This window comes from Streptococcus sp. oral taxon 061, assembly GCF_964211575.1.
In the GTDB taxonomy this organism is placed as follows: domain Bacteria; phylum Bacillota; class Bacilli; order Lactobacillales; family Streptococcaceae; genus Streptococcus.
In genome coordinates this window covers 1-21,296 of sequence record NZ_CAXOQQ010000002.1, presented here as the reverse complement: position 1 = coordinate 21,296, position 21,296 = coordinate 1, and the positions used below count along the sequence as shown (strand labels likewise).

Genomic DNA, 21,296 nt, shown 5'->3' with positions numbered 1-21,296 from the left:
TCTAAATTCCTTTTTCTTCGTAAATTAACAGATTGGGACCTTGTTAAATGCTAGCAATAACTGTAAGGAATTGACCCAAACCATATCTAGCGATAAAATCCCAATCTTTGTATAATGTTTAATAATAATGTTATTCGTGTTCACCCAAGATACGAACTTCTCGCTCTAGGGTAACACCTGAATGTTCTTTAACTTTTTCGATAACAGACTCAATTAAGTCTTCATAATCTCGAGCAGTCCCATCGGCTACATTAATCATAAAGCCTGCATGTTTTTCTGAGACTTCTACACCACCGATACGGTAACCTTTTAAACCAGCTTCTGAGATTAATTGCCCTGCAAAATGTCCAACCGGACGTTTAAAGACAGAACCACATGATGGATATTCCAAAGGTTGTTTGAGTTCTCGAAGGTGGGTCAAACGTTCCATTTCTTGATTAATAGTCTCATAATTCCCTGGAGATAGTGCAAATTTAGCTGATAAGACTACTGCTCCAGAATCTTGAATAGCTGAATGACGATAACCAAAGGCTAAGTCCTTGGCTGATAAAGTCTCGATTTCTCCATCCTTGGTCAATACTTTGCAAGACTGCAAAATATGAGCAATCTCACCTCCATAAGCACCAGCGTTCATAAAGACAGCTCCACCGACGCTTCCTGGAATTCCACAGGCAAACTCAAATCCTGTCAAACTATGGCGTAGAGCAATGCGAGTGGTCTCAATCAAGTTAGCTCCCGCTTCTGCTTCAATCGTATAACCATCGACTGAAACATTGTTGAGCTTGTCACACATAATGACAAAGCCACGAATTCCGCCTTCTCGGACGATAATATTACTGGCATTTCCAAGAACCATCCATGGGATATTTTCTTGATTAGCGAACTTAACCACACGGGCCATCTCATAATGATTGCGAGGAAAAGCTAAGTAATCCGCCTTCCCTCCGACTTTGGTATAGGTATAAGTTTTCAATGGCTCATCGAATCGAATATCAATTCCTTCTAAGGTTTCTTTTAATTTTTCTAATACAGTCATCTTTCTTATCCTTTTATAAAATTCATTCCATTATACCATTTTTAGCGATTTTTTTCGACGATTTGAAAAGCTTTTTTATTCACACAAGTAAAAAAGAGGTCAGACCTCTTTTGCATTATTATTTTTTATACAAGATAGTTTTTGTAAAGTATACAAATAGAACAACTTCCACTGCTAACAATCCTTCAACAAGAAGCGGATTTGAAATCCATCCAACCTGAGATAGACTCGGAGCCAGATCAAAGAAGGCATGTAAACCATAGGCAGCTACTAGATAAATCCAATTCTTTTGACGGACTGCTTGATAAACCCAGAAAGAGAGACCAATTTGCATAACAAGAGCAAGCACACGCTCAACACCGAGTAAATAAACCTGCCATCCAGATAGAGATTGGACTGTTTCAAGTGTATTTTTGGGAAGGAGATTTGCCAAATCTGGATTTGAAGACTCTAATAACGAAAAGAGGATCAAAAGACTAATCAAGCTTCCCATTCCGAGGTAGAGCAATTCCAAGCCACCATGACCAAGTCCATAGGCGAGAGCATCCGAATCTTCCAAAGCTCTCTTCTTCTCTAACCATTTAAAGAAGACAAGTCGAGCTGTTTCTTCAAATAAAGCAGCCATACAGACCCCGTAAATCACATAGAGAAGTGGATTTTCCGTCATGAGTGGAACTGTCCCATCCTTTTGTGGATGAAGAACCAAGAGATGAACGATTTTCTCTAAGACCTGAGATGAGACAAAAAATGCAACTGCCCCAAGTCCTAAAACTGAAAGGTTAATCTTGTACTTCTTTTTTGAGAACCAAATGGCAGCTATGAGAAATACAAATAAAGCTATCATTGTGATTATTACATGAAATTTCATACTTTTCTCCTTTTATTCAGCCTGATCGATATCTTTTTTCATCTCATCAACATTGAACTTAGCAAAGAGGTACTGACGATCCTGGACAGGGAAACGTTGATCCAACTGATCAACAGCTCCAACCTCTACGATTCCTTCCTTGATGACAAAATCCATGACATGACCTCCAAAGGTTAGGTCATCTGAAATAAAGTGCAAATGATAGCCTGCGACACTGACACCATGGAAAATTTCAGGTGTCCAGAATCCAACGATAGTCCCAGAGACATTTTCGCAACTATATTCAGGCTGATGAGTCGCAACCTCAGCAAATTTCGTTTCGCTTGTCGATTTTGGAATCATGCGAACATGCATGTGTTTAAAATCACCATGAATCTTAATCGAACGGAAAAGATTTTCTCCATCATAGTAGGACTCAATACGTTTTTCAAGTTCCTGATCAGTCATTTCAAAACGCTGGCGGAAAATAACTTCTGCCTGGTGGGGTACAACTGCTGCATAGGGAATCAGCGCGTCTGGTGAAACTTCAACGATTTCAGGCTTCTCACCTGAACCCTTAGCTTGATAGGCTTTACCATCTAAGACAATTAACTCCCCATCAATAGAGTCCAAGGTTCCTAGCCCTAAATCTCCATGTTCAAGTAACTCACCAACTGTCATAGTCCCGCCGTAAAGTCCTGCCATCAAGGCTCCCAAAGTATTATATTGGAATAATTTAACTGGTTCTTGCACCTTTATCATCTCACTCTTCTTTGAAAATTTACTTACTAAGTATATCACATTTCTGATTAGAATTGAATGCTAGACTGCCTTTTAATACTCAATGAAAATCAAAGAGCAAACTAGGAAACTAGCCGCAGGTTGCTCAAAACACTGTTTTGAGATTGTGGATAGAACTGACGTAGTCAGCTCAAAACACTGTTTTGAGGTTGTGGATAGAACTGACGAAGTCAGTAACATATATACGGCAAGGCGACGTTGACGCGGTTTGAAGAGATTTTCGAAGAGTATAACATTGCCAAACAACTAAAAAAAGGGTACAATGTAACAAAATCAAGAGAGGTCTGGAATGAAGCAAGAAAGTAAGTATGAACAAGTTGTTCACTATCTAAAAAAAGAGATTGAATCAGGAAAACTTCAAACAGGAAGTCGTCTACCTTCTATCCGAAAACTCAGTCAAGACTTCCACTGTAGTAAAGATACTGTGCAGCGTGCACTTTTGGAACTCCGATACGAGAAATACATTTACTCCAAACCTCAAAGTGGCTATTATGTTTTAGAACAACAAGCTAGCCACGAAGACCTCGTTATCTCGGTCAATGACGAACATGCTGCTGCCTATGATGATTTTCGTCTTTGTGTCAATGAAAGCTTGATCGGTCGAGAAAATTATCTCTACAACTACTATGAACACCAAGAGGGTTTAGAAGAATTACGAAAGTCTGTTCATAAACTACTGTTTGACCAAGCTATCTATAGTAAACCCGATCAATTAGTCATGACAACTGGAACCCAGCAAGCACTGTTTATTCTTTCTCAAATTGACTTTCCAGGTAAGGGCCAAGAAATACTGGTCGAACAACCAACCTATCACCGAATGAACCAACTTCTGCTGGCTCAAAATATCCCCTATCGAACCATTGAACGTCGCGTGGATGGCATTGACCTGAAAGAACTTGAGAAACATTTTCAAAGTGGTAACATTAAATTTTTCTACACCATTCCTCGATTCCACTATCCTCTGGGGCATTCATATTCTGAAGAGGAGAAACGTGCTATCCTTGATTTAGCAGCCAAATATCAAATTTATATCGTTGAAGATGATTATCTGGGAGATCTAGATCCTAAAATGGGACAAACCTTTCATTATTTAGACCAAAATGATTTGGTCATCTACATCAAGTCTTTTTCTACAAGTATTTTCCCTGCACTTCGAATCACTGCTCTCATACTTCCAAATGTTATGAAAGATGCTTTTGTCTCTTATAAAAACATTCTGGACTATGATAACAACCTCATTATGCAAAAGGCTTTATCACTCTACATCGACAGTCAGCTTTTTGAAAAAAATAGAGTAGCAAGATTGGCACTGCAAGAGAAAAGTCAAGACTTCATTCATAAGCTATTAAAATCTTATCCCCTTTCCCTACCAAACTATCCTCTCCATGATGGACTTTTGCTTGATCTCAGGAACTATCCTAAGATTGCAAGCCTCAAACATAGCTCTTTAAATCTAGACTTTTTCGAATCGTCCTACATTGAGACTTGCCCTTATCAATTTGCTAAGGTTCCTTTAGAAAATCTTGAAACAACATTAAATTACTTAAAAACAGAGAGTGGGACAGAAATCGGTAATTCGTTAGAATTCGATTTCGTCGTCCCACCTCCGCACAGTTGAGTAAGGCTGTAAAAGCTGATAAAATCAGCGTAGTAGAGCCCACTCAACCACTGCGTCTTGCTTGATAATCCAATGACAATTGAGAGGCTAGGACTTTTGTCCCAGCCTCTGTTATTTTTTATTGCTCTACTTCTGTTAGCTTGGCAGCTTTTTCAAGATAAGTTTGATAAGTACCGTCATCTTTCAGTTTTTGAATAACCTTATCAACTACTTCTTTCAAATCAGAATTGCCTTTTTTGATAGCAACAGCATTTGCTTCGCCTTCTTTCATAGTCAAGCTTACTGTAGCGACTGCCAAATCAGTGTTTTTACCAGCATAGCTTAGAGCTACTGGCTCATCCATATGAACAGCATCAACCTTACCTGATTGAAGTTCATTGACTGCCTCACCCATGTTAGTCAAAGATGTCAACTGCGCTTTAGGAAGTTGCTCTTTAACCATAGATTCAGGGACAGTTCCTTTTTGAGCTGCAATATTTGCACTTGCTAGAGAATCCAAATCCTTGTATTTTTCAAGATCAGTTTTTCTGATTAGGAAGCTAATTTTGTTTTCATAGTAAGGAATTGAGAAATCAAAGACTTCTTTTCTTTCTTCAGTTGCACTGATTCCCGCAATGGCCAAATCTGCTTTTCCTGTTTGAAGACTAGTCAAGACATTATCAAAACTCATGCTTGAAACTTCCAATTTCACTCCAAGTTCATCAGCGATTGCTTGGGCCATATCAATATCAGCACCTACGACTTGGTTCTTACCATCTACAAGAGCTTGAAACTCAAATGGTGCATAGTCTGGGCTAGTTGCAACCACCAATTTCCCTTTTTGTTTGATTGCCTCTACTGCAGACTGTGAACTTGAGCTAGATGATTGGCAAGCTACTAAAAAGAAACTTGCAAGAAAACTACATAAGACAAATATCCATTTTTTAAATTTCATAAATAAACAACCTTTCTGTCAATTTTGTATAATTATAACTTATTTGAAAATAATTGTCAACATTTTCTTGCGTTTTCCATAAAATATATTTATAAAAAATACAAATTTAATGATTGGTTTATCTATCTATTGGGAAACAATTTTCAAAAAAATCATTAATCATATCTTGATGTTGCTGGTTTACAATTGTGATATTTTGCATATCCCTGTGATCAAACAACCCTAATTCTAAGGTTTCGTCACTCGTAAAAACATTTGTAGAGATTGAAGTTTCAGATGTAACTAAATACAACATTGTAATAACTTGTGCCTCATCACCATTTGGATAACTATCTGAATATTTTGTATAAACATTTAATAGTCTTTTCACTGCCACTTTAAGTCCAGTTTCTTCATAAAACTCTCGAACTAACGCTTCTACAGCCGATTCACCTAATTCAATAGCCCCACCTGGTAAGCCCCAAGTTCCTTTATCAGCTCGTTTTTGTAATAATATTTTTCCTGATTGACTTAAAATTCCACAAGTAAAATTTAAAATAATTTTTTCTTTTCCAACTTTTTTTCTTATACTCTGTATATAGTTCATTATTCATCCCTGACAAAGAAAACTATCGATACAATGAAAGCTTACTATATTAAAAAGTAAGCTTTCACAATAATTATTATCTTCTAAATATTTTACAATTCAACAATCTTACCTGTTTCAAAGTAAACAACCCATTCACAGATATTCTTTGCATAGTCACCGATGCGCTCCAAGTATGAAATCACTTGGAAGTAATCACGACCTGTGACAATAGCATCTGGATTCTTTCTAATTTCTTCAGTTGCCAAATCACGAATATTTTCGAAATAATGGTTGATTTTTTCATCCATGGTTGCAACTTCATAGGCCTTATCAACTGATCCGTTAAGGTAAAGTTCGAGGGTTGTTTCCACAAAATCTTTAACATCGCGTCCCATGTTTTTGATTTCTTCTTCGACAGCTGGGATACGTTGTTCCCCCTTCATACGAATGGTAGCTTCAGCAATGGATACTGCGTGGTCCCCCATACGTTCTAAGTCTGATACAGCTTTTAGGACTGTCAGAACTGTACGCAAGTCTTGTGAAACAGGCTGTTGAAGGGCAATGATTTCAAATGATTTCTTTTCAAGTTTCACTTCGTATTCATTGACTTCTGCGTCTTCTTCGATGACTTCTTTTGCCAAGTCACGGTCATGTGTCACAAAAGCACGTACAGTACGATTGATTTGGGAAAGAACTTCTTGTCCCATGGCGTAGAATTGGTTATGCAATTTCTCTAAATCTTCTTCAAATTGAGATCGTAACATCTTTTTCTCCTTATCCAAATTTACCTGAAATGTAATCTTCTGTTTCCTTATGTTGTGGGTAGAGGAACATTTCCTTGGTATCGTTAAATTCAATCAAATCTCCATTAAGGAAAAAGCCTGTTTTGTCAGAGATTCGAGATGCTTGCTGCATGGAACGAGTAACCAAAAGCATGGTGTACTTGTCCTTGAGACTATAAAGGGTTTCTTCGATTTTTCCAGCCGAGATAGGGTCTAAGGCTGAGGTCGGCTCATCCAAGAGGATAATCTTTGGACTAGTCGCCAATACACGAGCTACACAGACACGTTGCTGTTGACCACCTGAAAGACCTATAGCAGAGTCATGCAAGCGATCCTTGACCTCATCCCAGATTGAAGCACGCTGTAAAGCTTTCTCCACAGCTTCGTCCAAGACTTGCTTGTCTTTCTCTCCATTAATTCTTAGTCCATAAACAACATTTTCGTAGATAGACATTGGGAATGGATTGGGTTGTTGGAAAACCATTCCGATTTCCTTACGTAACTCAACGGTATCAGTACGAGGGCTATAAATATTGTGACCATTATAAACCACTGAACCAGTAGTGGTCACTTCAGGATTTAAATCTCCCATACGATTGATAGCCTTTAGAAGTGTTGATTTCCCAGATCCAGAGGGACCGATAAGGGCGGTAATTTCCTTAGGTTGGAATGATAAGGAAACACTATTCAAAGCCTTCTTTTTATTGTAATAAACAGACAGGTCTGAAACCTGCAAAATCGGTTCTGTCATACTGTTTCCTTTCTAACCAAAGTGTCCAGTTACATAGTCGTTAGTTGACTGTAGCTTAGCATTTTGGAAAATATTAGCAGTTTTATCATACTCAATCAAATCACCCAAGTAGAAAAATCCAGTGTAGTCGCTTGCACGCGCAGCTTGTTGCATACTGTGGGTCACGATAATGATGGTAAAGTCCTTCTTCAACTCCAGCATAGTTTCCTCGAGCTGAGCTGTCGCAATCGGATCCAAGGCTGACGCCGGCTCATCCATCAAGAGAATGTCTGGTTTTACAGAAATAGCACGCGCGATACAGAGGCGTTGTTGCTGACCACCTGAAAGCGTCAAGGCTGACTTATGAAGGTCGTCTTTAACCTGATCCCAAAGGGCAGCCTGGCGAAGAGAGGTTTCTACAATTTCATCAAGAACTTTCTTGTCCTTAACTCCTGCACGTTCATGTGCAAAGGTGATGTTGCGATAGATTGATTTAGCAAATGGATTTGGACGTTGGAACACCATTCCGATATGTTTACGCATTTCATAAACATTAATTTCAGGACGGTTAACGTCAATACCTCGATAGAGAATCTGTCCTGTAACCTTGGCAATATCAATAGTATCATTCATACGGTTGAGACTACGTAGGTAGGTTGATTTCCCTGATCCTGATGGACCAATCAAGGCCGTGATTTTATTTTTTTCGAATTGCATATCCACGCCCTTTATGGATTCATTTTTACCGTAGTAAACATGTAAATCCTTCGTAGAGAGGGCCACTTTTTCTTCTGGAAAAGTAATGATATGCCTTTCATCCCAATTATATTTCGACATGGCTTCTCCTTTAGGCTGCAGTTAATTTCTTGTGTAGATAGCTTCCGAGTTTGCGAGCTCCAAAGTTAAAGATCAAGATAAAGATTAGAAGCACCGCAGCAGAACCTGCTGAAACAAGAGTTCCATCAGGAATAGTTCCTTCACTGTTGACTTTCCAGATATGAACAGCCAAGGTTTCTGCTTGACGGAAGATAGAGATTGGACTAGATACACTTAGAACGTTCCAGTTAGACCAGTCAAGTGCTGGTGCTGATTGTCCTGCTGTGTAGATAAGAGCTGCAGCCTCACCAAAGATACGACCTGATGCAAGTACTACACCTGTAACGATTCCAGGTAGAGCTTCAGGAATGACGACATGAAGGACTGTTTCCCAACGAGAAAGTCCAAGTGCTAAACCAGCTTCACGTTGTGTATGGTGAACGTGTTTCAAACTGTCTTCAACATTACGTGTCATCTGTGGAAGGTTAAAGACGGTCAAAGCCAAGGCCCCAGAAATAATTGAAAATCCATACTCAAACTGAACTACAAAGATGAGGTAACCAAAGAGACCGACTACAACTGATGGTAGAGATGACAAGATTTCAATACAGGTACGTACGAAGTTGGTAACACGACCTTTTTTGGCATACTCAGCCAAGTAAATTCCAGCCCCCATAGATAATGGTACAGAAATAAATAAGGTGATGACCAAAAGGAAGAAGGAATTATAAAGCTGAATTCCAATACCACCACCTGCTTGATAAGAAGATGATTTCCCTGTCAAGAAAGACCAAGAAACATGAGGTAAGCCTCGAACCAAGATATAAAGAATCAAAGAAGCTAGAATGGTCACGATGATTCCTGCGATGGTATAGAGGACAGCAGTTGCAAGTTTATCTAATTTCTTAGCGTGCATAGTTTTTCTTTCCTCTTTCTTTCGTAATCAATTTAATCACACTGTTAAAGGCCAAACTCATCAAGAGCAATACTAAGGCTAGTGACCAAAGAACATTATTATCAACAGTTCCCATAACGGTATTACCAATTCCCATGGTCAATACAGATGTTAAAGTCGCTGCTGGTGTCGTCAATGAAGTTGGAACAACGGCTGAGTTACCGACAACCATCTGAATCGCAAGGGCTTCACCAAAAGCACGCGCCATCCCGAAAACCACTGCCGTAAAAATACCTGAACGAGCAGCCTTCAAGGTCACACGCCAAATGGTTTGCCAACGAGTTGCTCCCATCGCTAAACTAGCTTCACGGTAGTGTCGAGGAACAGCACGCAGACTATCCGTTGTCATAAAGGTAACAGTTGGTAAAATCATGACAAAGAGAACGAAAATCCCTGATAAAATCCCAAAACCAGTACCACCAAAGACAGTACGTACAAAAGGTACCACGACCTGCAAACCGATAAATCCATAAACTACTGAAGGAATCCCAACTAGGAGCTCGATAGCTGGTTGTAAAATCTTAGCTCCTTTTGGTGATACTTCTGTCATAAAGACTGCTGCCCCAATGGCAAATGGTGTAGCAATCAAAGCTGATAGGATGGTAACAATAAAGGAACCTAAAATCATTGGAAGAGCACCAAATTGCTTACCTGATGGATTCCATGTTGCACCAAAAAGAAAATCAAAGATATTCACACCATTGACAAAGAAGGTCGACAAACCTTTTTGGGCTACAAAGATTAAAATCATAGCCACAATGATAACAATCAAAGATAGGCAGGCAAAGGTTAGCCCTTTTCCTAATTTCTCAAGACGAGAGTTTTTTGAAGGAGAGAGCAATTTTTTAGATAATTCTTCTTGATTCATTATTGACTCCCTTCTATCGCTGTCACAGTACCTGCAGCATCTTTTTCAACCTTCATTTCCTTGACAGAAATATAGCCCATTCCCTTAACGATTCCGTTCTGAACTTCGTCTGAAAGAACAAAGTTCAAGAATTCGGCAACCAATTCATTTGGTTCACCAAGTGTATACATGTGTTCATAAGACCACAAAGGCCAATTATTTGTGGTTACATTCTCTGAAGTTGGTTCATAGCCATTAAGTTTGAGAGTCCCAACTGAATCATCAACATATGCAAATGCTAGGTATGAGATAGCACCAGGTGTTTGGGAAACGATTGATTTAACCATACCATTCGAATCTTGTTCCTGACTTTGCACCGCTGACTGACCATTCATAATCACGCTGTCAAAGGTAGCACGAGAACCTGAGCTCGCAGCACGGTTGATAATAGAAATAGCTAGATCTTTCCCACCAACTTCTTTCCAGTTGGTAATTTCTCCTGTAAAGATTTGTCGAAGCTGGTCTGTCGTTAGATTATCGACATCCACCTCTTTATTAATAATAACAGCGATTCCAGCAACGGCTACCTTATGGTCTACCAAGGCAGAGGCATCAATCCCGTCTTTTTCCTCAGCAAATACATCAGAGTTCCCAACATCTACTGCACCTGACTGAACTTGAGATAGACCTGTACCAGATCCACCACCTTGAACATTGACTGTTTTACCGATGTGAGCTGACGCAAACTCATCAGCAGCTGCCTCGACTAAAGGTTGAAGGGCAGTTGAACCGACAGCCGTCATAGACTCTCCACGGTCAATCCAACTTGCACACCCTGCTAGCGAACCAGCAAGTAAAAGAGTTGCAAGAGAGATGGTGAGTTTTTTAAATTTTTTCACTATTTGTCTCCTTGAAAATAATGATGAATAACCCGGATTTTCGCCCTTATTTTCTAATGTTTTTCACGAAAAATCCATACTTCCACTATAACATAGAATACTGATTTTGACTAGTTTTTTACCTTAAACCTCAAGCCCTTGGGGAAATAATTCTTTAGAGTATTTCCTGTCACTTTAGCAAAGCCCAGACCATTCCCACCAACCAAAACTTGGTACCAACCATTTGGTAGAGTTTCAGACAATTGAACTGTCTCACCGGCCACGTATTTAACGAAGTCTTCTTGATGAATTTCAATTGATTGTTTGACTTGGCTTGGTTTTAAAGCTAATCCAAGTGCAAAGCTTGGTTCAAAACGCTTTTTCTTAAAGGTTCCAAGATGGAGTCCGTTTCGAGCTATCTTGAGTTTTCCTATATCGGGTAGGACTTCTGGCAAGAGATAAAGCTGGTCTCCAAAAACTTGTAGGACACCGGTCAGTTTTTCTTTAAGGTGTTTTTTCTCAAAATCCTGCCATAAGGAAATCTGTTCACGAGATAGGTTGGATTTAGAAGGTTTGAACTTCCCAGCCTTGTTTTGACCTTTAAACTGAAGATGGGCCACGAACTGACCTTCTCCCTTAAAGTGATGAGGGTACATCCGAGCTGTTTCAGGTAAATCAATCCCATGTACCATTCCATTGATGTGTTGGATTGGAATCAATTCAAAATGATAGCTATCCAGTAACCATTGGACGATTTCTTCGTTTTCTTCTGGCGCCCAGGTACAGGTTGAATAGACTAGTCGACCACCATCAGCCAGCATGGTAACAGCATCTGCTAAAATCTCACGTTGTAAACTAGCGCACTGACTAGGATAATCGACACTCCAATAATCAATAGCGTCTGGTTGTTTACGAAACATCCCTTCTCCTGAGCAAGGTGCATCTAAAACGATCAGGTCAAAATAGCCTTTAAAAACCTTGGCTAAACGGTCTGCTGATTCATTGGTCACAACGACATTAGTCGCACCAAAGCGTTCCATATTTTCAACTAAAATCTTTGACCGTTTGCTTGAAATCTCATTTGAAACAAGAAGACCGTCTCCTGCAAGGTAGGAGGCCAGTTGAGTGGATTTCCCACCGGGAGCCGCTGCCAAGTCTAAGACCTTCATACCTGGCTTTGGCTGGGCTACTTGAGCGACCATTTGTGCGGCAGGTTCTTGTGAATAGACCAAGCCAGTTACATGTTCTGGTGATTTCCCTGAAACCTTCCCATAGTAGCCCCAGGGTGTATTGGGAATAGCATCTGGAAAAGAAACTTGGCTTTCTTTTAGGGGATTGATACGAAAGGCGGAAACTGCATCATCATCAAAAGAGGCAAGAAAAGCTCTTGCCTCATCTCCAAGTATTTCTTCATATTTTTTTATAAATCCTTCTGGAAATTGCATGTAGGTTTATTTCCTTTCATAGATATAGGATTGAATCTCATCTTTCATCTCGACTGGCACCATCATAACGGCCTGTCGTGTTTGAAAATCGACTTCTTCACCAGCAATCGTAAAAACCTTATAACCCAAACTCTCACCTAGGATACTTGCAGCCGCATAATCCCAAGGTTGTAAATAAGTGATATAAGTTAAAAGTCGACCTGAAAGCACCTTGGCAAAACTAATAGCGGCACTGCCATAAACTCGTGTACCAAGTGCAGCGTTTCCCAAATCTGCTAAGCCCCATTCATTAGTCGCTAGCATGCCAGAATTACCAGACACCAAAAATTCTCTCAAGGGTCTCTTTTTAAAGAGTGGCAAAGGTTCGTCATTGCGACAGGGGGGGAAGTCTCCTCCACCATGGTAACAATCACCTTTCATGACATCATAAATAATACCAAACTTACCAACACCTTCCTCAAAATAGGCCAGCATAACAGCAAAGTCTTCACCTTGTGCCACGAAGTTGTTGGTTCCATCAATAGGATCAATAATCCATACAGAACCTTGTCCTACTGCTGCACGCATGCAGCCTTCTTCTGCACAAAATAGATCATCTGGATAGCGAGAACGGATTTTTTTAATAAGTAAGTCTTGAACTTCTTTATCTAACTTAGTTACCAAATCTGTAGGGGAAGACTTTCTCTCAACATGGAGATCTTCTTTCATATGCTGGAGAATGTATTCCCCAGCTTCCCTGACAATTTCTTTGGCAAATGTAAATTTATTTTCCAAGTGAAATCTTCCCTTCTCCTTTTTCTTTGGCCAACTGGACTGCACGGTAGAAAGAGTATCCACTAACTGATTCAAACTCACGTCCCAAACGTTTTTCTTCGCTCTTGCTAGGCACAACTGACTTGAATACCTTGTAGGATTCTAATAGTTTCTTAGCATCTACCTGTGTCTCATAGGCAGCTTCAATATCATTAAAAAAAGAAAGCACTGAAGCAAGTTCTTCAGTGCTCCACGACAAATCTAGTGGGTAACTATACTGTTTATTCATCTAATTAATACCAGCTCTTAATGTAGCTTCTTTCAATTCTTGCTTACGGTAACTACGAGGAAGAAATGCACGAATCTCATCTTCATTAAAGCCAATCTGCATACGTTTATCATCAATGATGATTGGACGACGCAAAAGACTAGGATATTGCTCAATTAAATTAAGCAACTCTGTCACCGAGATACTTTCCACATCGATATTTAACTTTTGGAAAATTTTTGAACGAGTTGAAATGATGTCATCGGTACCGTTTTCGGTCAAGGAAAGAATGTGTTGTAATTCTTTTCTTGATAAAGGACTGGTCATAATGTTGTGCTCTTGGAAAGGCACTTTATGATTATCAAGCCAGGCCTTTGCCTTACGACATGATGTACAACTCGGTGATAAAAATAGTGTAATCATGCTATTCTCTTCTTTGCATACTTTTCTAACTCTATTATACAAAAAAATAAAGCGCTTGACTAGTTGTTTCCGTAAAAAAAACCTACTTTTTAAAGAAAAATAGGTTTTTCGTACAATTTTTAAAACATTTTTATGCATTTATGATATTTTTGGTAATTTTTTCCAACTTAGTAGATAAATAAAGCCAAAAAGCAGTTCATACAAGCAGAAAAATAGGAGAAAGGCATGCAGGAAAAAATCCTCTGGTAGAATAAGAATGACCGGATCTTTAGCGGGATCAAAAAGCCAGGTATCATCACCTACAAATAGAATCTGATGAAACAAGGTAAAGAATTGTTCAAACCCAATGAAGACGCCAACTAAACCAAGAACCAAAGGTAAAGACAGCATAATCAAGAGACCTCTGCGATATAGAGACAGAAAACCTTTCTGAATGACTTGCTTCCAAAAAAGGTAGAAAATCGGTAGAGTTACAATTGCTACTCCTTGCGCTAGGTGAAAGAGTCCCTTTACAACCACAAAGTGGTGAATTCCAGAGGCAGACGAAGGAAAATCTGGCATTGCTAATACTTGACTCAATGGATTGATCAAATAATTCATCAAAACATTAAAGTTATGTTGGATGGTCTGAGGTTGGACATGAACACGACTTGTCAGATTTAACCAAGAAATCTCCAGAGGGTAAATCAACCAAGCCAGGTAGATGGTCAATAAAATAGCAAGCGAGAGGAGAAAGAATAGACTTCCTATAAAAGTAAATTTAGTTTTCATCGAAATTCCACTCCGCTAGACTTGTGAGGACATGGGTTGGGGCGATTGGTAAATCCGCTACTTCTTCAGGTTTTGTAAATCCTGTCGTCACCAAAAGACTTGGAATGCCATTGTCAATACCAGCTCGAATATCAGTAAGATAATTATCCCCTACCATGACAATTTCTTGGCGTTCAAGTCCTAGGTGTTCAACAGCCTTATCCATAATAATCGCGTTTGGTTTTCCAATATAAACTGGTTTTACACGAGTTGCTGCTTCAAGAAGAGTAATCAGTGAACCAGCACCAGGTAAAAGTCCACGTTCTGTTGGAATATTTAAATCTGGATTGGTGCCGATAAAATGAGCACCTTTATGGATAGCTAGGGTTGCAGTAGCAAATTTTTCATAGTCAACTTGCCAGTCCAAACCTACAACCACATAGGCTGGATTTTCTTTATCTTCAACATAACCAGCTGCTTGAATAGCTTCCTTGAGCCCTGCTTCTCCAATTACATAAACAGTCTTTTCAAGACCTAAATCATTCATGTAATCAATAGTCGCTAAGGTTGCAGTATAGATTGTCGATACAGGCGTGTCAATATTAAACTGATTGGCCAACATCTCTTGAACACTTTCAGGTGTACGAGTAGTGTTGTTTGTTACAAAAAGATAAGGAAGTTCCCTTTTCTGCAACTCATGTACAAAAGCTTCTCCCGCTGGAATTCTATCTTTTCCTTTATAAATTGTACCGTCTAAATCAATTAAATAGCCTTTATAAGTCATATATTACTTTCTAATCTGTGTTAATTTCTTGCCAAACTATCTTTGCCTGAGCATTGATATCGCCATCACTTGTGACTTGGTGATTGCTTTCTAGTTGATTCAATTCGTAACTAGAAGTAATCATACCACCTGGTCGAACTTCCTTGACATACTTGAGGTTGATTTTTTTAGGGATATGATTGGTTAGGAAATCTGCCCCCATAACTTCAAAAACCCAGTCCAGATATTTGCTGTTATTGACGTGGCCATTCATATCTAAGTCGTAAAAACGAACATGATAGTCCTTGCTAATCGCTTCTTCCAGCTCTGCGTATTTTGGCCCGCGAAGGAGTTTCTTAGAAAACTCAGATTGATAAGGTGCGACTATTTCAGATTCAACAGGATGAACCTTCCGACTATCACGATCCATAAGAACAAAGGTAGCTACCATGCGAATGATTTCTTGACCATCTTCATCATAAATAGTAAAGCGGCGGTAGCAAAATAGACGATTGTAAGTCAAGGCTTCCGTTTCGATGGTAATTTCCTCAGCAAAACGAGGAAGTCTAATCACATCGATATCATAATCAGTGATAATCCAGACTAGATTATACTGTTCTAAAACATCCTTGTCACTCACTCCTAGATTAATGGATTGCATTCCTGATACTTGCAGGGACAACAAGATAACGTCTGGTAGTTTGATATGGCCATTCATATCAGCCATATCAAAAGGAATTTTCATCTTCATTTGATAAGTTAAGCCCATAATTCTACTCCAATATAAATCGTTCTGCTACTGTATCTCCTAAAAAGAGACCTTTTTTTGTCATTCGTATTTGTTGACCTTCTACTTGTAAAAGACCTTGATGACACAAATCTCTTACAACTTGACCATATAAATTTTCAAAAGATGTGCCAAATTTTTCTTCGAATCTTGCTTTTGAAACTCCTGTCTTCTTGCGAAGTCCAAGGAACATCTCTTCTTCCATCTGTTCCCTTTGACTCAGATATTCCTCATTGATGCGAGCATTGCCTTCTTCTACTGCCTTTAGATAATGGCGGATAGGCCCATGGTTTTTATAGCGAACACCATTTACATAGCCAGACGCACCTGCACCTATACCATAATACTCAGCATTATCCCAGTACATAAGATTGTGACGACTTTCAAATCCTGGTTTAGAAAAATTAGAAATCTCGTAATGCTCAAAACCAGCTCTCTCTAATTCAGCAATGATATATTCGAACATTTCAGCTTCTACTTCTTCTTTAGGAAGTGGTAACTTCCCACGACGCATACGATTCATAAAGACCGTATGGTTTTCTAGAATCAAACTATAAAGGCTCATATGAGGAATATCAAGAGCGATGGCCTTGGCAACATTATCCTTGACCTGGTCCATAGTCTGACCAGGAAGAGCGTAGATCAAGTCAATGGAAATATTATCAAACCCTGCTAACTTGAGACGATCAATATTTTCATAGATATCTTTCTCCAAATGACTACGACCAATTTTTTTCAGCATTTTGTCATCAAAGGTTTGGACACCCAAAGAAACACGGTTGACCGCTGAATTTTTCAAAACTGCAATCTTATCTTCATCCAAATCACCAGGATTAGCCTCAATGGTTAATTCTTCTAAGACTGATAAATCTAAGTTTTTAGTCAATCCATCCAGAAGCACCTCTAACTGTGGCGCAGACAAGGCTGTCGGTGTACCTCCCCCAATATAGAGAGTACGTAACTTCTGAATGTCATAAGAACGAAATTCTTGCAGTAGATGTTCTAGATAGCTGTCTACTGGTTGATTTTTAATAAAGACCTTAGAAAAGTCACAATAATAACAGATTTGTGTGCAAAATGGAATGTGCACGTAAGCTGATGTTGGTTTCTTCTGCATAGTATTTATTATACCACAAAGACTTCACTCAAGAAAAAAATCACCGTCTCCGACTCTAAGGGAATCAAAAATGGTGATTTCTATTTTAATCTTCTTCGATTTCGATGATGATTTCTTGACCGTCTTCTGGATCTTCAACAACTACTTTTTCTTCCAATTGTTCCTTAAGATTGTTCAGGGTCTCTTTTGAAGCTTCAGTCGCTTGTTGAGCTAAAGATTTAGATTTTTCAAGAACTGAATCCAAGGTAATTTCGCCTGATTCTACTTGTTCTTTTGTCTTTAGAACAAAATCTCTGGTTTGTTCTTTGACTTCTGTCAATTTTTCGATTGCTTGTTCCTTAGCATATTCTGGATTTTCTCTCAGATCTTCAATAAAGTCTTGTGCCTGACTAGTAACGCGTTTTCCTTTTTCACTTGTTAGAAACAAGGCAACAGCCACACCTGAAACAGTTCCTAAAAGGATTGATGATAATTTACCCATGAGTTATCTCCTTTTTATTTTTTAAAAAATTTACTTGCAATACGAACGGCAGATAAGCCTGCACTAGTCTTTAATGTTTTTGAACCTGCAGATGATGCTTTTTTACTCAAGACACGAGCCTGCTCATTTAAATCAGAAACAGAAACAGAAAGGTCTGCAACTGCTGTAAAGAGTGGATCAATGGTTGCAACTTTGATATTGATATCATCAGCAAGAACATTGACCTTGGCAAGAAGTTCGTTTGTGTGATGTAGAGTAACATTTACATCTGAAGTTAGCGTTTTAACGGTATTTTCTGTTTCATCAATTACACGTCCAACTTTTTGAAGGGTAATAATCAAATAAACAATAAATACAATCAAGGCAATAGCCACAATAATATAAGCAACTTCTAACATTTTAATTCTCCTTTTTTACATTATAAAATGGTGCTTTTTTCCGATTTTGATAAACGATAATATAAATACCAAGTCCAATTAATAGAACAGACAACCACTGAGATACTCGAAGTCCAAAGAACATGAGACTATCTGTACGCATGCCCTCAATAATCATACGTCCAAAACCATACCAAATTAAGTAAAAGGCTGTGATATGACCACGACGAATGCCATTTAATCGGCGTCTAAAAATAACAATTAAAGCAAACCCAATCAGATTCCAGATAGATTCGTATAAGAAGGTTGGTTGACGATAAGAACCATCAATATACATCTGATTCTTAATAAAACCAGGTAAATAATCAAGGTTTTCTACAACTGCTCCGTAAGCTTCTTGGTTAAAGAAGTTCCCCCAACGTCCTAGACTCTGAGCAATCATTACACTCGGAGCTGCAATATCCAAGAAATCCCAGGTATTGATTAATTTACGGTCTGCGAAAATATAAAGTACAATCGCTCCAGTAATTAGACCGCCGTAAATCGCAAGACCACCATTCCATATAGCAAAGATTTCTCCAATATGTTGACTATAATAGTCAAACTTAAAGATGACATAGTAGAGTCTTGCACCAATAATGGACAGAGGAAAGGCTACTAGGATAAAGTCAATAATATCATCAGATAAAATTTTCTTTTTGGGTGCTTCTCTCATTGCAAGAAGAACTGCTAGCATTAATCCAGATACAATGCAGATAGCATACCAGCGAACAGCAAAGGGACCTATTTGAAAAGCAACTGGATCAATCATTTCGCACCTCGTTCTTTTCAATTAATTTCGTCAATCTTTCTTCAAAGAGACGTGTCGCGTCAAAGCCCATTTCCTTAGAACGATAATTCATGGCAGCAGCTTCGATTACGACAGAAATATTGCGCCCTGTTTTTACCGGAATCCGAATACGCGGAATAGAAACGCCTGAAATTTCCAATTCTTCAGCATTGTTCCCCAAACGGTCAAAGACCTTATCTGTATCGTAATTTTCTAGATAGACAGCCAACTGAACCTGTGAAGAATCCTTAACAGCACTAGCTCCATAAAGGCTCATGACGTCAATGATACCTACTCCACGAATTTCTAACAAATGTTTCAAAATTTCAGCAGGTTCTCCCCAAAGTGTCATTTCATCCTTAGAATAGATATCTACACGGTCATCTGCTACTAGACGATGTCCACGTTTGACGAGTTCAAGTCCAGTCTCACTTTTACCGATACCACTATCACCTTGAATGAGAACACCCATACCATAGATATCCATCAGTACACCATGCACACTGGCACGCTCAGCTAAGCGAGAATCAAGATAACTAGACAGTTCCCCTGAAAGACGACTTGTAGCTGTGCGACTTGTTAAAATTGCAATCTTACATTCTCTAGCTGCCTTTAACATTTCCTCAGGAACAACTAGACCACGCGCAACAATAACTGCCGGTGTTTCCGGTTGGAACATTTTTTTCAAAACAGTATAACGGTTGTGAGAAGACATGCTGATCAGATAGGACCATTCCTTCATCCCCAACAATTGAATACGCTCTGGAGTATAGTAATCAAAATAGCCTGTCATTTCGAGACCAGGTCGCGTTATATCTGCAGTATTAATTTCCTTTTCAAGTAATTCTGGCTCACCATAGACAATATCTAGTCTGAGCTTATCAATCACTTCTTTGACTAAAACCGACATATATTTCTCCTTCAATAGAGTTCTCCTACTATTATATCAGATTGTCGCTGGAAGTTTCCTTTTTTTGCAAGATTTACAGTATTTATTTAAAGTTGCCTTAAAAATGATTTAGCATGTGAGTCTTCTCGTGCTTTCTCAAATCAGTTGAGACAATTCAACTGCAAATCGTTCAACATCTATTACCAAATCCCTTCCTGATTTTTTCTATGTGAATTCTTGGAAGTTCTTTTGTTAGTATTCTGTTTGCATCAGCCATATCTTGTGGATAGACATAGAACTGTTGTCCTTGTGGAAACTGATTTTGAACTTGCCATTTTTCAAATTCCTGCAGAAAAGTCTTATGAGACGGCATACGAACCTCTTCAAACATGGAATCATCAAAATATTTCACCAAGCGATAAAGACCATGAACTTCATCAGCGAAGCATTTATCTATCTTCTCCAAGGGATAACCCCGTCTCTGATAAGCTAGACATAAGTTTTGTAAGTTTTGGCTTATCCCAGCTACGTCTTTTCTTGCCAAGTTTATAAAGTAACGAACAGAAAATTCTTCCATACCTGTTAGTTTTTTCTTCTCTAGAAACTGTTGTGCCAATATAAGAGACTCTGATAATCTGTCTTCATCCTGATAATAAAGAGCGTACAAAAGATTGATGACATTTTGTGGATAATAGGTTCCTTTCAGTAAAGGCAAATCTTTTGGTATATAAGATGAAATGACTGAAAAATCGTTACATGCAAAAGAGGTAAATAAGCCCCTCAAAATACCATCTGTATAGATTGTTCCACTTGCAAGCAAACCTCCTCTAATCAATTCTTCTCTTCCTGTTTGCCACAGAGCATTATTTAATTGTTTGTAATCTCCGTCTAGAAAAGCTGTATAGTATGCAAAATACTTGATATCATCTAGCAATAAGCTACTATACAACTTTGTCCTTAAAACATTATCAGACAATACTGTCGAATCCTTCAAATACTTTTGAAAAACCCTCTGATTAGACTCTTCAAATTCCTGCCAGTTTATAGGAGTTGAATAATAACCCCAATCCTTAAAACGTTTTTCGCGCATCTTTTGATATTCTTTTATATACTCTTTCATAAGTTCCTCATATCTCTAAACAGTGTGCAAAAAAAGACTAGACAAGTCTAGCCTTTCATTTCAATTAGAATTTTTTACGTTTACGAGCTGCTTCTGATTTACGTTTACGTTTTACAGAAGGTTTTTCATAGAATTCACGTTTGCGTGTTTCTTGAAGAGTACCAGCTTTAGTAACCGCACGTTTGAAACGACGAAGTGCATCGTCAAGAGATTCATTCTTACGTACTACTGTTTTAGACATTTTTTTCACTCCCTTCAAGTTCAAGATCTATTCTATTTTACATGGATAAGAGCTATTTGTCAAGACTAAAATACTTTATTCCATGAATTTTCACTATTAATTTCAAACTTGCTATTATCACTTTTTTATAAAAAATAATTTATTAAGTAGGAAGATTTATATACACTCATTAAATTGAAAAGAGAGCCTTTCGGCTCTCTTTAAGATAGTGTAGATTTTCTAAAAATTATTATTTAGTAAA

General features: G+C 38.5%; 26 protein-coding genes. 1 reads left to right on the top strand and 25 read right to left on the bottom strand.

What is annotated here, in order from left to right:
* Nucleotides 1-130: 130 nt before the first annotated feature.
* The 3 genes from murB to budA all read right to left on the bottom strand — a co-directional run bounded on the left by murB (nucleotide 131) and on the right by budA (nucleotide 2,645).
* Nucleotides 131-1,036 (bottom strand): UDP-N-acetylmuramate dehydrogenase, encoded by a 906-nt coding sequence (gene murB / locus AB8E63_RS01725; RefSeq protein ID WP_320693557.1) that lies wholly within the window; start codon nucleotides 1,034-1,036, stop codon nucleotides 131-133.
* Nucleotides 1,037-1,154: 118 nt separating this feature from the next.
* A complete protein-coding gene (locus AB8E63_RS01720) occupies nucleotides 1,155-1,904 on the bottom strand; it encodes a YhfC family intramembrane metalloprotease (RefSeq protein ID WP_368909654.1) in 750 nt (249 codons plus the stop codon).
* A 12-nt stretch (nucleotides 1,905-1,916) separates the two neighbouring features.
* Complete coding sequence (gene budA / locus AB8E63_RS01715) at nucleotides 1,917-2,645, bottom strand: acetolactate decarboxylase (protein WP_006155660.1); 729 nt, start codon at nucleotides 2,643-2,645, stop codon at nucleotides 1,917-1,919.
* A gap of 328 nt (nucleotides 2,646-2,973) precedes the next feature.
* Between budA and AB8E63_RS01710 the strand changes: the two genes are divergently transcribed.
* Entirely contained in the window at nucleotides 2,974-4,302 is a 1,329-nt protein-coding gene (locus AB8E63_RS01710) for a PLP-dependent aminotransferase family protein (protein ID WP_368909652.1), read from the top strand.
* A gap of 118 nt (nucleotides 4,303-4,420) precedes the next feature.
* Here AB8E63_RS01710 and AB8E63_RS01705 read toward each other — a convergent pair whose 3' ends face one another.
* From AB8E63_RS01705 to rpsU, 22 genes are all read right to left on the bottom strand, one after another.
* Nucleotides 4,421-5,236 carry an ABC transporter substrate-binding protein gene (locus AB8E63_RS01705; protein WP_368909651.1) on the bottom strand — a complete coding sequence of 272 codons (816 nt, stop codon included), beginning with the start codon at nucleotides 5,234-5,236 and terminating at the stop codon, nucleotides 4,421-4,423.
* Nucleotides 5,237-5,354: 118 nt separating this feature from the next.
* A complete protein-coding gene (locus AB8E63_RS01700) occupies nucleotides 5,355-5,822 on the bottom strand; it encodes an NUDIX hydrolase (protein WP_368909650.1) in 468 nt (155 codons plus the stop codon).
* Between the two features lie 92 nt (nucleotides 5,823-5,914).
* Nucleotides 5,915-6,568: a phosphate signaling complex protein PhoU gene (gene phoU, locus AB8E63_RS01695; RefSeq protein WP_178895157.1), complete on the bottom strand. Its 654-nt coding sequence runs from the start codon at nucleotides 6,566-6,568 to the stop codon at nucleotides 5,915-5,917.
* A gap of 10 nt (nucleotides 6,569-6,578) precedes the next feature.
* Nucleotides 6,579-7,337, bottom strand: coding sequence for a phosphate ABC transporter ATP-binding protein PstB (gene pstB, locus AB8E63_RS01690; RefSeq protein WP_016466007.1), 759 nt, complete (start codon nucleotides 7,335-7,337; stop codon nucleotides 6,579-6,581).
* Nucleotides 7,338-7,349: 12 nt separating this feature from the next.
* Entirely contained in the window at nucleotides 7,350-8,153 is an 804-nt protein-coding gene (gene pstB / locus AB8E63_RS01685) for a phosphate ABC transporter ATP-binding protein PstB (protein WP_075228284.1), read from the bottom strand.
* A gap of 10 nt (nucleotides 8,154-8,163) precedes the next feature.
* Nucleotides 8,164-9,048, bottom strand: a complete 885-nt coding sequence (gene pstA, locus AB8E63_RS01680) for a phosphate ABC transporter permease PstA (protein ID WP_006150807.1) — start codon at nucleotides 9,046-9,048, stop codon at nucleotides 8,164-8,166.
* Nucleotides 9,038-9,955: a phosphate ABC transporter permease subunit PstC gene (gene pstC, locus AB8E63_RS01675; protein ID WP_006148223.1), complete on the bottom strand. Its 918-nt coding sequence runs from the start codon at nucleotides 9,953-9,955 to the stop codon at nucleotides 9,038-9,040. Before pstC ends, pstA begins: the two co-directional genes overlap by 11 nt.
* A complete protein-coding gene (locus tag AB8E63_RS01670) occupies nucleotides 9,955-10,833 on the bottom strand; it encodes a phosphate ABC transporter substrate-binding protein PstS (RefSeq protein WP_368909649.1) in 879 nt (292 codons plus the stop codon). The genes pstC and AB8E63_RS01670 overlap by 1 nt, the downstream gene beginning before the upstream one ends.
* Before the next feature lie 110 nt (nucleotides 10,834-10,943).
* Nucleotides 10,944-12,257 carry an RsmF rRNA methyltransferase first C-terminal domain-containing protein gene (locus tag AB8E63_RS01665; RefSeq protein WP_368909648.1) on the bottom strand — a complete coding sequence of 438 codons (1,314 nt, stop codon included), beginning with the start codon at nucleotides 12,255-12,257 and terminating at the stop codon, nucleotides 10,944-10,946.
* A gap of 6 nt (nucleotides 12,258-12,263) precedes the next feature.
* Nucleotides 12,264-13,031, bottom strand: coding sequence for an inositol monophosphatase family protein (locus AB8E63_RS01660; RefSeq protein WP_368909647.1), 768 nt, complete (start codon nucleotides 13,029-13,031; stop codon nucleotides 12,264-12,266).
* On the bottom strand, nucleotides 13,021-13,299 hold the full coding sequence (locus AB8E63_RS01655) for a UPF0223 family protein (RefSeq protein ID WP_368909646.1): 279 nt from the start codon (nucleotides 13,297-13,299) through the stop codon (nucleotides 13,021-13,023). The genes AB8E63_RS01660 and AB8E63_RS01655 overlap by 11 nt, the downstream gene beginning before the upstream one ends.
* Nucleotides 13,300-13,701: a Spx/MgsR family RNA polymerase-binding regulatory protein gene (locus AB8E63_RS01650; protein ID WP_006148218.1), complete on the bottom strand. Its 402-nt coding sequence runs from the start codon at nucleotides 13,699-13,701 to the stop codon at nucleotides 13,300-13,302.
* 138 nt (nucleotides 13,702-13,839) lie between these two features.
* The gene (locus tag AB8E63_RS01645) at nucleotides 13,840-14,472 is read right to left on the bottom strand and encodes a TIGR01906 family membrane protein (RefSeq protein ID WP_368909645.1); all 633 of its coding nucleotides are present in this window, start codon (nucleotides 14,470-14,472) and stop codon (nucleotides 13,840-13,842) included.
* Entirely contained in the window at nucleotides 14,462-15,235 is a 774-nt protein-coding gene (locus AB8E63_RS01640) for a TIGR01457 family HAD-type hydrolase (protein ID WP_368909644.1), read from the bottom strand. Before AB8E63_RS01640 ends, AB8E63_RS01645 begins: the two co-directional genes overlap by 11 nt.
* 10 nt (nucleotides 15,236-15,245) lie before the next feature.
* Nucleotides 15,246-15,983: an acyl-ACP thioesterase domain-containing protein gene (locus AB8E63_RS01635; protein WP_368909643.1), complete on the bottom strand. Its 738-nt coding sequence runs from the start codon at nucleotides 15,981-15,983 to the stop codon at nucleotides 15,246-15,248.
* Between the two features lie 4 nt (nucleotides 15,984-15,987).
* A complete protein-coding gene (gene hemW, locus AB8E63_RS01630; RefSeq protein WP_368909642.1) occupies nucleotides 15,988-17,118 on the bottom strand; it encodes a radical SAM family heme chaperone HemW in 1,131 nt (376 codons plus the stop codon).
* Nucleotides 17,119-17,203: 85 nt separating this feature from the next.
* Entirely contained in the window at nucleotides 17,204-17,599 is a 396-nt protein-coding gene (locus AB8E63_RS01625; protein WP_368909641.1) for a YtxH domain-containing protein, read from the bottom strand.
* Between the two features lie 14 nt (nucleotides 17,600-17,613).
* The gene (locus tag AB8E63_RS01620) at nucleotides 17,614-17,997 is read right to left on the bottom strand and encodes a DUF948 domain-containing protein (RefSeq protein WP_024053556.1); all 384 of its coding nucleotides are present in this window, start codon (nucleotides 17,995-17,997) and stop codon (nucleotides 17,614-17,616) included.
* Nucleotide 17,998: 1 nt separating this feature from the next.
* On the bottom strand, nucleotides 17,999-18,787 hold the full coding sequence (lgt, locus tag AB8E63_RS01615) for a prolipoprotein diacylglyceryl transferase (RefSeq protein ID WP_368909640.1): 789 nt from the start codon (nucleotides 18,785-18,787) through the stop codon (nucleotides 17,999-18,001).
* A complete protein-coding gene (gene hprK / locus AB8E63_RS01610; RefSeq protein ID WP_368909638.1) occupies nucleotides 18,780-19,715 on the bottom strand; it encodes an HPr(Ser) kinase/phosphatase in 936 nt (311 codons plus the stop codon). Before hprK ends, lgt begins: the two co-directional genes overlap by 8 nt.
* A 169-nt stretch (nucleotides 19,716-19,884) precedes the next feature.
* Nucleotides 19,885-20,814, bottom strand: a complete 930-nt coding sequence (locus AB8E63_RS01605) for a hypothetical protein (RefSeq protein WP_368909637.1) — start codon at nucleotides 20,812-20,814, stop codon at nucleotides 19,885-19,887.
* A gap of 64 nt (nucleotides 20,815-20,878) precedes the next feature.
* Nucleotides 20,879-21,055: a 30S ribosomal protein S21 gene (gene rpsU / locus AB8E63_RS01600; RefSeq protein ID WP_000048054.1), complete on the bottom strand. Its 177-nt coding sequence runs from the start codon at nucleotides 21,053-21,055 to the stop codon at nucleotides 20,879-20,881.
* Nucleotides 21,056-21,296: the final 241 nt, after the last annotated feature.

Coding starts and splice junctions, on each gene's coding strand:
- pstA (WP_006150807.1), bottom strand. CDS start 9,048: ATGCACGCTAAGAAATTAGATAAACTTGCAACTGCTGTCCTCTATACC.
- AB8E63_RS01625 (WP_368909641.1), bottom strand. CDS start 17,599: ATGGGTAAATTATCATCAATCCTTTTAGGAACTGTTTCAGGTGTGGCT.
- AB8E63_RS01650 (WP_006148218.1), bottom strand. CDS start 13,701: ATGATTACACTATTTTTATCACCGAGTTGTACATCATGTCGTAAGGCA.
- AB8E63_RS01640 (WP_368909644.1), bottom strand. CDS start 15,235: ATGACTTATAAAGGCTATTTAATTGATTTAGACGGTACAATTTATAAA.
- hprK (WP_368909638.1), bottom strand. CDS start 19,715: ATGTCGGTTTTAGTCAAAGAAGTGATTGATAAGCTCAGACTAGATATT.
- murB (WP_320693557.1), bottom strand. CDS start 1,036: ATGACTGTATTAGAAAAATTAAAAGAAACCTTAGAAGGAATTGATATT.
- AB8E63_RS01700 (WP_368909650.1), bottom strand. CDS start 5,822: ATGAACTATATACAGAGTATAAGAAAAAAAGTTGGAAAAGAAAAAATT.
- AB8E63_RS01710 (WP_368909652.1), top strand. CDS start 2,974: ATGAAGCAAGAAAGTAAGTATGAACAAGTTGTTCACTATCTAAAAAAA.
- AB8E63_RS01720 (WP_368909654.1), bottom strand. CDS start 1,904: ATGAAATTTCATGTAATAATCACAATGATAGCTTTATTTGTATTTCTC.
- phoU (WP_178895157.1), bottom strand. CDS start 6,568: ATGTTACGATCTCAATTTGAAGAAGATTTAGAGAAATTGCATAACCAA.
- pstB (WP_016466007.1), bottom strand. CDS start 7,337: ATGACAGAACCGATTTTGCAGGTTTCAGACCTGTCTGTTTATTACAAT.
- lgt (WP_368909640.1), bottom strand. CDS start 18,787: ATGATTGATCCAGTTGCTTTTCAAATAGGTCCCTTTGCTGTTCGCTGG.
- hemW (WP_368909642.1), bottom strand. CDS start 17,118: ATGCAGAAGAAACCAACATCAGCTTACGTGCACATTCCATTTTGCACA.
- budA (WP_006155660.1), bottom strand. CDS start 2,645: ATGATAAAGGTGCAAGAACCAGTTAAATTATTCCAATATAATACTTTG.
- AB8E63_RS01705 (WP_368909651.1), bottom strand. CDS start 5,236: ATGAAATTTAAAAAATGGATATTTGTCTTATGTAGTTTTCTTGCAAGT.
- AB8E63_RS01605 (WP_368909637.1), bottom strand. CDS start 20,814: ATGAAAGAGTATATAAAAGAATATCAAAAGATGCGCGAAAAACGTTTT.
- AB8E63_RS01655 (WP_368909646.1), bottom strand. CDS start 13,299: ATGAATAAACAGTATAGTTACCCACTAGATTTGTCGTGGAGCACTGAA.
- AB8E63_RS01620 (WP_024053556.1), bottom strand. CDS start 17,997: ATGTTAGAAGTTGCTTATATTATTGTGGCTATTGCCTTGATTGTATTT.
- rpsU (WP_000048054.1), bottom strand. CDS start 21,055: ATGTCTAAAACAGTAGTACGTAAGAATGAATCTCTTGACGATGCACTT.
- pstC (WP_006148223.1), bottom strand. CDS start 9,955: ATGAATCAAGAAGAATTATCTAAAAAATTGCTCTCTCCTTCAAAAAAC.
- AB8E63_RS01645 (WP_368909645.1), bottom strand. CDS start 14,472: ATGAAAACTAAATTTACTTTTATAGGAAGTCTATTCTTTCTCCTCTCG.
- pstB (WP_075228284.1), bottom strand. CDS start 8,153: ATGTCGAAATATAATTGGGATGAAAGGCATATCATTACTTTTCCAGAA.
- AB8E63_RS01635 (WP_368909643.1), bottom strand. CDS start 15,983: ATGGGCTTAACTTATCAAATGAAGATGAAAATTCCTTTTGATATGGCT.
- AB8E63_RS01665 (WP_368909648.1), bottom strand. CDS start 12,257: ATGCAATTTCCAGAAGGATTTATAAAAAAATATGAAGAAATACTTGGA.